We start from the raw sequence: 14,100 nt of genomic DNA on the forward strand, positions 1-14,100 counted from the left end.
TTGATAATGAAATATTGGTTTATACTCATTTTAGGTTTCATTTTAATTGGCTGCAAAAAGAAATCTTTTGCGGACAATATTGTTTTAACGAACAATAATAAAATTGACATGAAATTCCAGAAATTTAATGAGGGAATTGGCGAATACGGCTCGTCAATAATTTACATAGGGAAACTTAAAGATTCCATTCCGATTAAGTATTATGTGTCGATGTTTTCACCTCCACCGCCTCCTCGTCCCTTTGGTTATGTGAAAACAGAAAAAGATATTAATGATTCTATTATCTTTAATAGAATGCGTGACAAGTATTTTCATAGTGAATTTGATAGAATGCAATTTTCAAATAAACCGGTCAAGTTTGATTCTCTTAGTCACGATCTATTAGAAATTGTAGTTAAACCAAACGATACTATTCCTCATTTCGTAATTGATTCTGCGAGGAATATTAAAGCATATAAATCATTTCCGGTTTTTGTAAAGAATATTTCTGGAAGAAAAATCATCCTTCCAGAGAATGAGTCGCTAGGAACTTTCGTGCTTAACAAAAAGAATAAGTGGCAATTAATCTGGAATGATAATGCTTTTGTTTGTGGTGATAATATGTTAAACCGAAGATACTGGACTTTGAATCCCGAAGAAATAATTATCTTTTCAGTGAACTATCTTAAAGGTGAAATGAAAACCAAATTTAAAGTTGGACTTTCTTATTATTTTTTCTCTGCAGAGTTTGAAGGAAATATCAATCCAAAATTATTTGAAAAACAGACTAGAATTTTTGAATTGCCATAAAAAAATTCCTGAACGAATTCAGGAATTTATATTATTACGTATTTTTTGACGAAGCGAAAATCTGCAGCCCGGCTTGAGTGGAGCTCTTTTTATTTGGTGGCTGAGCTTGTCGAAGCCACTAAATAAAAAAGCGGGAACGGAAGACGGAAAAGCTGCCCAAATAAAGAATTTAATCGTTCAGCTTCAACACCGCCATAAATGCGGATTGTGGAACCTCTACTCTACCAATTTGTTTCATTTTCTTCTTTCCTTCTTTCTGCTTTTCCAACAATTTACGTTTACGGGAAATATCGCCTCCGTAACATTTTGCGGTAACGTCTTTTCTTAAAGCTTTGATGGTTTCACGAGCAATAACTTTCGCTCCCAAAGCGGCCTGAATTGCAATATCAAACTGTTGTCTCGGGATCAGTTCGCGCAATTTCTCACACATTCTTTTTCCAATATAAAAGGCGTTGCTGTCGTGAATCAGGGACGAAAGCGCATCGACCATATCGCCATTGATGAGAATATCCATCTTCACCAATTTTGAAGCGCGGAAACCGATCGGATGATAATCAAAAGAGGCATAACCTTTGGAAACGGATTTCAAACGGTCATAAAAATCGAAAACAACTTCTGCTAAAGGCATATTGAAAACGAGCTCTACTCTATCGGAAGTCAAATAACTTTGGTTAACAATTTCGCCGCGCTTTTCGATACACAAAGTCATCACGGGACCAACATAATCGGATTTGGTAATGATGGATGCTTTGATAAACGGTTCTTCAACGCGATCCATCGTCATCGGATCTGTCATTTCTGATGGATTGTTAATTAAGATCATTTTTTCAGGATCTTTTTTGGTGTAACCGTGGTAAGAAACGTTGGGAACGGTCGTGATAACGTCCATATTAAATTCGCGGTCGAGTCTTTCCTGAACGATCTCCATGTGCAACATTCCGAGGAATCCGCAACGAAAACCGAAACCTAGTGCGGCAGAACTTTCGGGTTCGAAAACCAAAGAAGCATCATTCAAACGCAGTTTTTCTAAAGAGAATCTTAATTCTTCAAAATCCTCTGATTCGATGGGATAAATCCCGGCAAAAACCATTGGTTTTACTTCTTCGAAACCGTCGATTGCTTCAGTTGCGCCATTTTCAAAAGTGGTGATCGTATCACCGACTTTTACTTCGCGCGCATCTTTAATACCGGAAATAATATAACCAACATCGCCGGTTTTAATTTCTTTCTTTGCGACTTGTTTTAGTTTTAAAGTTCCAACTTCATCGGCTTCATACATTTTGTTGGTTGCCATGAATTTGATCCGTTGTCCTTTTTTAATACTGCCGTTGACAACTTTGAAATAAGCTTCAATTCCACGGAAAGGATTGTAAACTGAATCAAAAATCAGTGCTTGAAGCGGACCGTCTTCATTTCCAACCGGTGCCGGAATTCTGTTGACGATATGTTCTAACAATTCATGAACTCCTTCTCCAGTTTTTCCGGAAACGCGTAAAACGTCTTCATATTCACAACCAATTAGGTTCATAATTTCATCGGTTACTTCTTCCGGGTTTGCAGAAGGTAAATCGATCTTATTCAGAATTGGAATGATGGTTAAATCATTTTCTAAAGCTAAATATAAATTGCTTATCGTTTGAGCCTGAATGCTTTGAGCCGCATCCACAATCAGAAGCGCACCTTCACAGGCTGCGATGGAACGGGAAACTTCATAAGAGAAATCTACATGTCCCGGAGTATCAATTAAATTAAGAATATATTTTTCTCCATTTAATTCATAATCCATTTGAATGGCGTGAGATTTTATGGTGATTCCACGTTCTTTCTCAATATCCATATCATCTAAAGTCTGAGACTGCAGTTCTCGGGAAGTCACGGTATTGGTATATTCCAAAAGCCGGTCTGCCAAAGTAGATTTACCGTGGTCAATATGTGCAATAATGCAAAAATTTCGTATGTTTTTCATTCAATTCTAGATAGTTTGCAAAGATAATGAAAGCGAAGAGAAAAAGATCATTTTTTCTTAAAAGTCCAGATTTACTTAACAAAGGAATATTCTCCTGTTAAAAAATCGATGTAAATAGGATATCTTTCATCTTTTAAAGCATTGTTGTATTTCACACTAAACTGAATTCCGGCTGCGATTCCGCCGACTGCTCCAAAAAGAAAAAATGCAGATGATGTATTAATTTCTTCCGGGAAAAGCATGAATTTATTTGCATTTACATAAAACCCTCTTTCGTCATGCAACATTTCTAAAAATCCTGCCTGCGAATTTTTGCACGCCTTACCACTTTCTACATAACAAAAGAATTTCCTTGCCGGGATTTTGTTATCATTTGGATCGATGGCTTTTACAACGTCGCCATCACTTCTTACAATTTTATAATTTTCAAGTGGCGTTTGTTTAAAGAAACTTTGAGCATCCAGATAAATTCCATTCTTTAGTTTACTGTTTGAAAAAACAGGGTAAGTCGCTTTTAAAATATCTTCGTAATTGTAGAGATCAGCCATGGGAATTACAGTTTCAGAAGGCGTTGCTCTGTAAGTACTGAACATTAAATTTTGGAGAACTTTCTGCGTATTATCCACAAAAAGATCTGGGATTCCGCCCATTTCTTTGGTGCTAAAACTTATTACGTTATCGTATCTCTTCAAAAAATAATAGCCGTTATCTTTTTTGAGAAAAGTACTAAATTTCATATCTAAGACACAGTAAATCTCATCATTTTTCACCTTATCAGTAATCGCTAAATTTTCTATTAGCAATACAATGTCGTTTGTGCCTTTATCTCTTTTTTTATTGTTTTTTTCGAACCAATTTTCGATATCTGCGCTTAAATCATTGGTAGGAAAACTAAAAGAATAATATTTTCCCCGAAAAACCATATTTCTGAAAACTTTATTTTTTCTCAAGTCAATAACTTCCAAACTTTTTGTAGTTCCTGTATAATCTTTCAGTGGATAATTCAGCTTAATGATCTTTTTTTCCTGTCCAAAAATAAATAGAGGCAACAGAAAAATTAAAAGGGTCTTTGTCATGAGTCATTGTTCTGTGGTGAAAATAAGAATTTTCAGGAGAAAAAGAACGACCTCTACAAAAACTTGCAGAGGTCGCTCAAACATTAAAAATAAACTATTATGGTCTTCTACGCTGCGTACTAGGATTTCCTTGTCCGTCTTCTTTTTTTTCTATTATTTTACTTCGCATCTTTCCTTCCGTGTGATACATTTGAAGAACTTGCTGCGGTTTTATTACTTTCAGAAACTTTTCAGAATACATTTTTCGGTTGTCTAAAAGTTGCTGACCAACTTCAAAACTCTCGTTGAGCTGCTTCTTTGCCTCATCATCACTCATATTTTCGTAATCGCTGCCAGATTTGAACTTACTTTTGATCAAATTTTGCTTTTCCTGATATTCAGAATACAAAGATTTAAAATCACCCTGCGTATTTTGCGGAACAGCCAGTGTTGAAACCATCATATTTTCGCGAAATTCCTGCAAAACCGATTTTCTTTCCTGCGGACTCATCTTCTGAATGATCTGTTTCCTTTGGTCCGGTTTCATCGTTTTCCAATCGTATTTCTGTGCTTGAGCAAAACTGTTTTGTGAAGTTAAAAACAGCGTGATCAGCAAAAATAAAATCTTTTTCATGTTTCTTTTAGTTTTAATTGTACAAATCCAGATAAACATCCTGTTCAACATTTTTTCCTAAATCTGCCAAATCTGCGGAGGAAAAACTAGCGAGAATCTGATCTACTTGAATATCAGGATTTTGACTTACTGCCGTTTTTTCTGAATCTCCCAATTTATTTTTATTCTGCTCTACAATTGCAGTTGGAACTTTGCTTTCTTTTTGATTCGATGCGACAACAGTAGTTAAATCTTGGTCTGCAATTTGATCCGGAACAACAGCTTCTTTTTTAGGGTTATCACTTGGTAATGAACTGTTTGCAACCGTATTGCTGTCGTTGGTAACTTGTTTTGTGGCAGATACCACTTCAGTATCAGTATTTTTCTGATTGACGAAAAAGGTCACTCCGAACAATAAAGCAACTGCAGCGGCGGCAGAATAAGCCCAGTTCATCTTAATAATTTTCGCCTCTTTTTTAGGAGCGGTTTCTGCAAGAACTTTCATCTGCATTTCCTCGAAAAAACGGTCAGGAACGCTGTAAACGTTTTGACGTTCTAATTTTTCTATATCTAAATTTTTCATCTGTCTATTTTTATTTCTTTAATGGTCATCTGCAATGATGCGATTTTACTAGAGAAAAAATGTTTTATTCGGTGTAATTTAATTTTATATACTCTTCCACTTTCTGTTTGGCGTAATGGTAATTGGTTTTCAAAGTTCCAACCGACATGTCTACAATTTTCGAAATTTCTTCATACGGTAGATCTTCGTAATATCTTAAAGTAAAAACCAGTTTCTGCTTTTCCGGTAATGACTGAATGGCTTTCTGTAACAAGATCTGAATTTCATCGGCATCTGCTGTAACATTCTCTGCAACTAAGTTTTGAAGATGATATTCTGAACCTTCGTCACTTTTTTGCATTTTTTTCATCTTATTCAGCTGTTGCAAAGCTTCGTTCGTAGCAATTCTATACAACCATGTATATAGTTGACTGTCCTGCTTGAACTGATGAAAATTCTGATACGCTTTGATAAACGTGTCCTGTAAAACATCTTGCGCCAGATCGTGATCAACAATTAATCTCCTGATATGCCAATATAACCTACTCTGATAAGCATCCATCATCGAACGAACTCCTTTTTCACGGGTTTTCTCGCTCGACATCAACTCGATAATTTCGGTTTCATTAATCTTCATTGCGACGCTTTCGTTGTTTTGATGGTAAATTTAATTAAAAGTTAAATAAGTATTTCAATATTGAGTCCAAACCAAAATAATTACCTTTGTTCATATTTAACTCAATGAAAATCGTCATTCTAGGTTCCGGAAATGTAGCTTATCATCTCGCGAAAGCTTTCAAGGAAAAAAATATCGCTGTTTCCCAAATTTTCGGCAGGAATGATAATGCCTTGAAGGAAATTTCAGAAAAATTGGATATTCCTTTTTCTACTACTGAATTGTTAGATGCAGATTTCTATCTGATCGCGGTAAATGACGATGCAGTTGCAACAATTTCAAAACAAATTACGAAAGAAAATTGCGTGGTCGCGCATACTTCCGGTTCATTACCAAAAGAAATTTTGGATGGTAAATTTAGAAAAGGCTGTTTTTATCCATTACAGACTTTTTCCAAATCGAAAGAACTGCAGTATTCAGAAATTCCTTTTTTCGTAGAAGCTGATAACGAAGATGATTTAAAAATGCTCGAAAATCTGGCTTTGAAAATTTCTGAAAATGTAATGAAAAGCGATTATGAAAAAAGAAAATATATTCATCTTACCGCAGTTTTTGCCTGCAACTTTGTGAATCATCTTTTTGCCCGGGCAAAAGAAATTTCAGATTCTCAGCAAATTCCATTTCAATACTTTTTGCCTTTAATTAAAGAAACTACGTCGAAGATTTATTCAATGGATCCTAAATTAGCGCAAACTGGACCGGCAATAAGGAATGATGAAAAGATCTTACAACTACATGAAGCTTTAATTAAAGATGAGGAACATCTCAAAATCTACCAGGTAATGAACGAATCAATAAAAAAAATGTATGAGTTATAAAACGAAACTAAAAAATATAAAAGCTTTTGTATTCGATGTTGACGGTGTTTTTACCGATGGAAGCGTTTACCTTTTACCAGGTGGAAATATGTGTAGAGTCATGAATGTTCTAGACGGTTATGCGGTGGTAAAAGCCATTAAAAATAATTATATCATTGGAGTTATTACCGGCGGAAATGATGAAGAAGTTCGACACAGGATCAATTACTTGGGTATCAAAGATTATTACGCCAAATCGCCCGATAAACAAATTGATTTTGAGGATTTTAAATCAAAATACAATTTAAAAAACGAGGAGATCTTAACGATGGGAGATGATCTTTCGGATATCAACATTATGAAAGTTTCGGGAATTTCGGCATGTCCAAAAAATTCAGTTCAGGAAGTGAAAGCAATCTCAGAATATATATCTCCAATTGAAGGTGGAAAAGGCGCAGTTCGCGACGTTATTGAACAGGTTATGAAAATTCAGGGAAACTGGATTGAAGATAATACTCAAAGTGTTTAATTGATTATTAATGAAAATATTACTAGCCTCCAATTCACCGCGAAGAAAAGAATTATTAGAAAATTTAGGCTTTACTTTTGAGGTCGTCTCGATTGACTGTGAGGAAATTTATCCGCAAAATTTAGCGGTTGAGGAAGTCGCGGAATATCTTTCGGAATTGAAGGCAAATGCTTTCCGCGATCTGGAAAAAGACGAAATTTTAATTACTGCTGATACGATTGTGGCTTTAGAAAACGAAATTCTGGGAAAACCGAAAGATGAGGCAGAAGCCAGAGAAATGTTACGAAAACTTTCTGGGAAAACACATCAGGTTTACACGGGCTTTACGATCAGAAGTTTAGAAAAAAATATCTCAAAAACCGATGTGGCTTCTGTAGAAATTGGTGATTTAACAGACACTGAAATTGATTTCTATATCAAAAATTACAAACCTTTTGACAAAGCAGGAAGTTATGGTGTTCAGGAGTGGCTCGGAATGGCAAAAATCAAGAAGATCGAAGGAAGTTATTATACGATCATGGGCTTTCCGACGCATTTGGTTTACTCGGTTTTAAAAGATTTTGAATAAGTAGCTTTAAAAAATAAAAAATCATTATTTTTACAACAAATTAATTGGCATTTTCTATACTAAAGTGCCAATTTCAAAGTTATTATGAAATAATGAAAAAAACGATACTCTTTCTTTTAGCAATCACGGTTCTCAGTTCCTGCTCATCTCGTAAAAAGACGAATAGTTCTACCTTTATGAAGGGATTTTTCGCCTACTACAATACTCTTTTTAATAGTAAAGATGCTCTGGAAACTGAACTAAAAAATCGCGATAAAGCACACAGAGATAATTTTTACGCTCCATACATTCAATTATTGACTTACGATGAGCAACCTCTTGGAACGGAACTGGGATCTGCAAAAATCTTCAGCGATGATCCTGCTCCGACTGGAAGAATGGGCAACAACGGACCGGGAACTCCGGGCGCCAATAACTTCGGAACTCCAGGCAGATCACAAAATCCTAATAATCCCGGAGGAAAAACGGGAGCTACCATTTTAGAAATTTCCGAAGCAAAAGCACTTCAAGCCATCGCCAAATATTCAGTAATGAAAGGCGGTGTAGAGAAGAATAAAGAAATTTTCAATGCAAATATATTGCTGGCTCAAGCTAGAATTTATCAAAATAAACCTCTGGAAGCTTTAGATGGTTTGAATTATATTTTTTCGAATATGCCGAAAGATAAAAGAATTCGTTTGGCGAAAATTTATCAAGGTCTCGCCTATTCAAAAATGGAAGATTATACAAGAGCCGAAGAGGTTTTTGCAGATCTGAAAAAAGAAAAACTGAAAAAAGATCAGCGCAAATTGCTGAGTATTTATTACTCAGAAATGTTGCTTCACGCTGGAAAAAAAGAAGATGCTATCAATGAACTGAGCGATGCTTATGCGGTCAATAAAAACAGAAAACTTCGCAGTAGAATTGCTTTTCTTCGCGGGCAGATCTTAGCCAATTTAGGGAAAAACGAAGAAGCAAGAGAAAGTTTTGTTTCCGCTTACAAAAATGCGAACAACTTTGAGTTCGAAGTAAAATCACAAATCGAAATCGCCAAAACCTTTAACGGAAAAGGTGATGATTACGAAGGAGCCAAAGAATATTTAGCAAAAATCAGTAAGAAAGGAACGTACGCTTCCAGAAAAAATGAATTTTACTATGCTCTGGGTTTAATGGCAAATAAAGCCGGAAAGAAAGACGAAGCTAAAGCGTTCTTCGCACAGTCATTGAAGGAAAAAATTTCGGATCCACAAATCCGTGGACTGAATTATTTTGAGATTGGAAAAGCCTATTTTGAAGACAGCGATTATCTTTCAGCAGGTGCTTACTACGATTCTGCTTTAGCCGTAATGAATTACGAACCTTCAAAAATTTTATTGACGGAACAATCAAAAAACATCAAACAGGTTTCTAAAAATTATTATTTAATTAAGAAAAATGACAGTATTCTGGCATTAACCAACATGCCGGAATTTGAAAGAATTGCATATTTCGCCAAGTATATTGAGGGAATTAAAACCAAAGAAGCAAAAGAAGAACTGGAGAAGAAAAGAGCCGAACGCAGCAAAGGATTTGATACCGGCGATTATTCTGCTAATTCACTTTTTGCCGCAAATACCGGAGGATTTCAGGATTTTGGAGAAAGTAAGGGTGGCTTTTATTTTGCGAATCTGAGCACGGTTGCAAAGGGAGAATCCAGCTTTAAACAGTTGTGGGGAAACCGTTCCCTGAATGATAACTGGCGCACCTCTGCAAGAAGCAACTCCATTGAAGATATGAAGAATGAGGCGATGGGAATTACAAATGCACCTGACCCAAGAAGATTAGAACCTGGTTTTTATATTGAAAAAATACCGACCGATCAAAAGGATATTTTTGCGCTGAAAAAAGCGAGAGATACCGCAAGCTTAGGTTTAGGAAGAATGTACGAATCTTATTTTTCTGATACGCCTCTTGCGACCAAAACGCTGTATAATCTCGTAGATTCGAAACCGGAAGACGATTTAAAACTTCAGGCACTTTATCAGATTTTTGCCATTAATTATGAAAAAAATCCGAGTGCTGCAGATCGCGCTAAGCAGATGATCCTCACTGAATATCCGTACACTTCTTATGCGGAATTTGTGAAAAATCCTAAAAATAATTCCTTCGCCAAATCCTCTGAAGAAGTGGAGAAAGTATATGCAGAAGCATTTGATCTATACGCTCAAGAAAAATATGCGGAGAGTAAAGTTTTGATAGAATCTTCTTTAGAAAAATATCCAAAAGACGCGTTGGTTCCAAAATTCGCTTTGTTAAATGCCTTTAATTCAGGAAAAATTGCCGGGAAAGAAATTATGATCCTTCAGCTGGAGCAGATCGCGCTCAACTACGCCAGAACGCGGGAAGGTGAAAAAGCACTGGAAATGCTGAAATATTTGAAAAGCGATCTGGCTATTGAAACCACTGATGAAACTGGTAATAAATTGAATGGTGGTCCCGGAACGCCGGAGAATAAAGCGGATCAGAATAACGGCGCACCAGTTCCAGGAGAACCTGTTGCAGAACCAGTTCCTCGACGCCGCCCGCAAAATGATGAAAAAAATGAAATACAGTCTCCTAAAATAAATCAGCTAGACATGGGAAGACCCGTAGAAAAAACAGTTGACACGAAACTCTAATACTTAAAAAGCGAAGATCATTCTTCGCTTTTTTTATTCGTTCAATTTATGGAGAACAGCATTTCAAAATGCTTTAACAGTTTAAATTATTCTGATTTCTTTTTCTTAACCCCCTGAAAATCCTTTAAATAAAAAGGTTCAAAGTAAGCAACATCCTCAAATTCTTTTTTATGGAATTTATCACTGGCTTTTTTTATTAAATATTTTGCGGAGGGAAATATCGTATCATCAAACTCGGCGGTAGAAAACTGAAGAATTTCCTTTGCTTTTTTGGCTCCGTCACCTACAAAAATTATTTTTTTCCCTTCAAGTTCCTGAAAAGAAGATCCATCTAAAATTTTAGCTTCTGTTTCCGTCAGTATTTCGCCGGATTTTCCATCAAAATTAGCACAATAAACCTCCATTCTTCTTGCGTCAATTAAAGGAATGATCAAATCATACCCTTTATTTAAAAAAGGTTCGATCATCGTTTCTAGAGAATTTACAGCGATAAGCGGAATTTCTAAACCGAAGCAAAATCCTTTTGCGGAAGAAGCGCCGATTCGCAATCCTGTGTACGATCCCGGTCCTTTTCCTAAACTGATGGCATCTAAATCCTGCAACGTGATTTTAGCGCCTTCTAAAGCCCATTGTACAAAGGTGTGCAAACTTTCAGACTGTTTATAATTTTCGGAAACTTCTTCGCACAAACATAACAGCTCTTCGCCATCAGAAATAGCCACAGAGCAGTTTTTGGAGGAAGTTTCGATATGAAGTATTTTCATTTTTGAAAACAAATTAAAGTATAAATTAATTACAAGCCGACGTTTTTATAAACGGTTCGCGATTCAGCCTGCGCGCTTGGATAAATGGTTAAATCTGAAATACAAACGTGTTTCGGCGCGTTGACACAATAAGAAATTGCATCGGCAATATCAGTTGGCTTCAAAGCTTGAAAACCTTGATAAACTGTTTTTGCACGTTCTTCATCTCCTTTGAAACGAACTTTTGAGAAATCAGTTTCCGTTAGTCCCGGTTGAAGATTGGTGACTTTGATACCAAATTCGGTGAGCTCCAAACGCATTCCTTCTGAAATTACATCAACGGCTTTTTTGGAAGCACAATAAACTACTCCATTTGCGTAAGTTTGACGTGCTGCAGTTGAAGAAATGTTTACAATATGTCCGGATTTTTGGCTTTTCATACCAGGAATAAGAAGTTTAGAAATGTAGAGAATTCCTTTTACGTTTCCATCTAACATCGCATCCCAATCATCAATGTTTCCGTTTTCTAAGGAATCCATTCCGTGAGCGTTTCCAGCGTTATTGACTAATACATCAACTTTTTTCCAGTTTTCCGGAAGAGAATGAATTGCCTTTTCGACTTCAGAAAATTCCCGAATATCGAAATTCAAACTAAATATTTCGGTACTTGCCGAAAGATGGGTTTTCATTTGGTTCAAAACTTCTACATTTCGACCACAAATAATAAGTCGCCAGTTATTTTTTGCGAGAAGTTCTGCGGTAGCTTTTCCAATTCCGGAAGTTGCGCCTGTAATAAGTGCTGTTTTCATTTTATTTGATATTTTTAATTCGCATCGAAACTCTGAAAAGCGTCTTCGATGTGATTGATTTGTAATTTTCCTGATGCATCTGGAAGAACAGTAATGATGTCGAAACGTACTTCTTTGTCAATAGAATTTTCATTCATGAAAAAGTCTGAGCAAAGTAAAATTGCTTTTATTTTCTTCTTTGTTACTGCTTCTTGCGGCTCAATGAGCGTATCATAACTTCTTGCTTTCACTTCCACGACAACAATCAGGTTTTCGAATTCTGCAACGATATCTATTTCTGCTCTTTGATAACGAAAGTTTCTGACCAAAATTTTATAATTTTTCTTGGTCAAATAATCAGCAGCTAAAGCTTCTGCAAGGTTTCCGAAATCATTGTGTTCTGCCATTATTTAATAAATTGATACGCCCACCAAATCATCAAAAATTGAAGTGGTAAACGCAATAAAGTGAACCAAAATCCTTCCTTTTTCTTAACATAATATTTACGGGACATTTCAATATTCGCCGGAAAAACAGCTATTAATAACGCAATGGTCAAATAAGCGCCGAGATTAGATGTTGCTGGAAAAAGCAGTAAAATTCCGCAGATTATTTCGGCAATTCCACTTAAAATTATTAAAATATGATGTGCCGGAAGATAAGCAGGCATTATTTTTCTATAGAAATTGGGTTTTAGGAAATGCAAAATTCCTGCGATAATAAGCAATACCGCAAAGATATATTTTGAAATTCCCAGCATTTCCATTAGAATTCGATTGTTGTTTTTTCAGCGACTTTCAATCTGATATTTGCTCCGATAATTAAAGGTCGATTATCATGAATATGTCCGTTCGGAAAACCAAATGCTGTTGGGAAGTCATATTTTGAAATCCGATCAGTAACTATTTTATAGGCAAATTCATCAAATCTTTCTTCATAGCTTTTGTTGTCTTTTTCATCGCCCATATTGGTCATTCCACCAATAATTAAACCTTTAATATTTCGAAAAACTCCGGCCAGATCTAAGCTGATCAACATTCGGTCTAAAGCATAATAATTCTCTCCGATATCTTCAATAAAAAGAATTTTATCTTTAAAATTAAAAGAATAATTCGTACCCAAAAGTGCATAAACTAAAGCGAGATTTCCGCCTACCAAAGTTCCTTCTGTAAATCCATTTCTATTAAACGGCGTTTTATCAATCGTATATTTTGGTCTTTTACCTTCTAAAACATCGAAGATTAAATTATAGCTTTCATCGGTTACTCCAAAGCTGGAAGTTTTGATGGTTTGTCCGTGAATTGAGGCGAAATTATTTTTTAATAAAAAGCTTTGAATAACCGTATTATCGGAATATCCAATATACCATTTCGGGTTTTTCCTGAATCTGGAAAGCGTGATATGTCTCAATAAATGTTGACACCCATAACCACCTCTAGAAGCCCAAATTGCACCGATTTCTTCATTATTAAACGCCCAGTTCATCTCTTCTATTCTTTCCTTTTCAGTTCCTGCGTAATTGTAACCGTTTGAAAATTTAGTGTAAAGGTGCTTTCCGAGAACTGGTTCAAAACCTTTTGATTCAATCAGTGTTAATCCTTTTTCCAACTGAGATTCTTCAACCGCACCTGCAGGGGAAATGACCGCAATTTTATCTCCTTTTTTCAAAGATTTAGGGAAAGTTACTTCTTTCATTTGTGAATCATTTTTTGCTCTGTCTTTTCTGCATCTTCAAGCCTTCTGTCGAACTGGTTGAATTTTTTGAAACTCTGCAGGAATATGAAAATACTGAATGCAATTAAAATAAATCCTACCAGTTTCCGGATCTGATTCGTCAGTTTTTGAGTAAGCCGATCGTGAAACTGTTTCGCGAGATAAATTTTGAAAAAATCAATAACCAGATAAGTTCCCACTACCAATGCCATATACAACAGAAAATCATCAAGTCCGGGATACGCATTTCTCACCGAAATTACGGTAACCAACCAAAATAAAACAACGCCAATATTGAGAATATTAAAGAAAAAACCATTGAAAAACGTCTTCATATAGTTTTGGTTGATCATTTTTTCTTCACTGGCTAAATGCATTTTGGTTTTAGAAACGATCATATAAACTGCGTAGATCAAAATGATAAAAGCGGTAATCCGGTAAAATCCAGGATGTTTATCAATAATTTCAACGAGATCGCCACTCGCAAAAAATGCGGCGGCAATACATAAAATATCCGCGGAAATAACCCCTAGATCTAAGGCTAAAGCATGTTTCGGGCCTCGGGAGAAACTTGTTTCAATTAAGAGAAAAAATATGGGCCCGATAAAAACCAGACTCAACATAATTCCTAAACCGATCGCGGAGAAAATGAGTTCAAACATAGA

Annotated in this window: 16 protein-coding genes; 5 read left to right on the forward strand and 11 right to left on the reverse strand. The window is 35.8% G+C overall.

Translation table 11 applies throughout. From position 1 onward, the window contains the following. Positions 1-6: 6 nt before the first annotated feature. On the forward strand, positions 7-789 hold the full coding sequence (locus IV494_RS12185; protein ID WP_196080411.1) for a hypothetical protein: 783 nt from the start codon (positions 7-9) through the stop codon (positions 787-789). A gap of 169 nt (positions 790-958) precedes the next feature. Here the strand turns inward: IV494_RS12185 and lepA are convergent, their stop codons facing one another. The 5 genes from lepA to IV494_RS12210 form a co-directional block, all read right to left on the reverse strand. Continuing rightward, positions 959-2,755, reverse strand: a complete 1,797-nt coding sequence (lepA, locus tag IV494_RS12190; RefSeq protein WP_196080412.1) for a translation elongation factor 4 — start codon at positions 2,753-2,755, stop codon at positions 959-961. 71 nt (positions 2,756-2,826) lie between these two features. Next, positions 2,827-3,831, reverse strand: coding sequence for a hypothetical protein (locus tag IV494_RS12195; RefSeq protein WP_196080413.1), 1,005 nt, complete (start codon positions 3,829-3,831; stop codon positions 2,827-2,829). A gap of 97 nt (positions 3,832-3,928) precedes the next feature. Next, the gene (locus IV494_RS12200) at positions 3,929-4,444 is read right to left on the reverse strand and encodes a hypothetical protein (RefSeq protein ID WP_196080414.1); all 516 of its coding nucleotides are present in this window, start codon (positions 4,442-4,444) and stop codon (positions 3,929-3,931) included. 13 nt (positions 4,445-4,457) lie between these two features. Beyond that, entirely contained in the window at positions 4,458-5,006 is a 549-nt protein-coding gene (locus tag IV494_RS12205) for a hypothetical protein (protein WP_196080415.1), read from the reverse strand. Between the two features lie 64 nt (positions 5,007-5,070). Then, complete coding sequence (locus IV494_RS12210; RefSeq protein WP_196080416.1) at positions 5,071-5,622, reverse strand: RNA polymerase sigma factor; 552 nt, start codon at positions 5,620-5,622, stop codon at positions 5,071-5,073. A 104-nt stretch (positions 5,623-5,726) separates the two neighbouring features. Here IV494_RS12210 and IV494_RS12215 point away from each other — a divergent pair, with 104 nt between their 5' ends. The 4 genes from IV494_RS12215 to porW all read left to right on the forward strand — a co-directional run bounded on the left by IV494_RS12215 (position 5,727) and on the right by porW (position 10,191). Then, the gene (locus tag IV494_RS12215) at positions 5,727-6,479 is read left to right on the forward strand and encodes a Rossmann-like and DUF2520 domain-containing protein (protein ID WP_196080417.1); all 753 of its coding nucleotides are present in this window, start codon (positions 5,727-5,729) and stop codon (positions 6,477-6,479) included. Further along, on the forward strand, positions 6,469-6,987 hold the full coding sequence (locus IV494_RS12220) for a KdsC family phosphatase (RefSeq protein WP_196080418.1): 519 nt from the start codon (positions 6,469-6,471) through the stop codon (positions 6,985-6,987). The genes IV494_RS12215 and IV494_RS12220 overlap by 11 nt, the downstream gene beginning before the upstream one ends. Positions 6,988-6,997: 10 nt before the next feature. Next, the gene (locus IV494_RS12225) at positions 6,998-7,555 is read left to right on the forward strand and encodes a Maf family protein (protein ID WP_196080419.1); all 558 of its coding nucleotides are present in this window, start codon (positions 6,998-7,000) and stop codon (positions 7,553-7,555) included. Between the two features lie 92 nt (positions 7,556-7,647). After that, positions 7,648-10,191, forward strand: a complete 2,544-nt coding sequence (gene porW, locus IV494_RS12230) for a type IX secretion system periplasmic lipoprotein PorW/SprE (protein ID WP_196080420.1) — start codon at positions 7,648-7,650, stop codon at positions 10,189-10,191. Positions 10,192-10,277: 86 nt separating this feature from the next. Here porW and tsaB read toward each other — a convergent pair whose 3' ends face one another. Genes tsaB through IV494_RS12260 form a run of 6 tightly spaced genes read right to left on the reverse strand, consistent with a single transcriptional unit; the run spans position 10,278 to position 14,097 of the window. Further along, complete coding sequence (gene tsaB, locus IV494_RS12235) at positions 10,278-10,955, reverse strand: tRNA (adenosine(37)-N6)-threonylcarbamoyltransferase complex dimerization subunit type 1 TsaB (RefSeq protein ID WP_196080421.1); 678 nt, start codon at positions 10,953-10,955, stop codon at positions 10,278-10,280. 29 nt (positions 10,956-10,984) lie between these two features. Continuing rightward, entirely contained in the window at positions 10,985-11,743 is a 759-nt protein-coding gene (locus IV494_RS12240) for an SDR family NAD(P)-dependent oxidoreductase (protein ID WP_196080422.1), read from the reverse strand. Between the two features lie 14 nt (positions 11,744-11,757). Further along, positions 11,758-12,129 (reverse strand): YraN family protein, encoded by a 372-nt coding sequence (locus IV494_RS12245; RefSeq protein ID WP_196080423.1) that lies wholly within the window; start codon positions 12,127-12,129, stop codon positions 11,758-11,760. Further along, positions 12,129-12,488, reverse strand: coding sequence for a DoxX family protein (locus IV494_RS12250; protein WP_196080424.1), 360 nt, complete (start codon positions 12,486-12,488; stop codon positions 12,129-12,131). The genes IV494_RS12245 and IV494_RS12250 overlap by 1 nt, the downstream gene beginning before the upstream one ends. Continuing rightward, on the reverse strand, positions 12,488-13,417 hold the full coding sequence (locus tag IV494_RS12255; RefSeq protein WP_196080425.1) for a S66 peptidase family protein: 930 nt from the start codon (positions 13,415-13,417) through the stop codon (positions 12,488-12,490). The genes IV494_RS12250 and IV494_RS12255 overlap by 1 nt, the downstream gene beginning before the upstream one ends. Further along, on the reverse strand, positions 13,414-14,097 hold the full coding sequence (locus IV494_RS12260; protein WP_196080426.1) for a LysE family translocator: 684 nt from the start codon (positions 14,095-14,097) through the stop codon (positions 13,414-13,416). The genes IV494_RS12255 and IV494_RS12260 overlap by 4 nt, the downstream gene beginning before the upstream one ends. Positions 14,098-14,100: the final 3 nt, after the last annotated feature.

This window comes from Kaistella gelatinilytica (genome assembly GCF_015679325.1).
In the GTDB taxonomy this organism is placed as follows: domain Bacteria; phylum Bacteroidota; class Bacteroidia; order Flavobacteriales; family Weeksellaceae; genus Kaistella; species Kaistella gelatinilytica.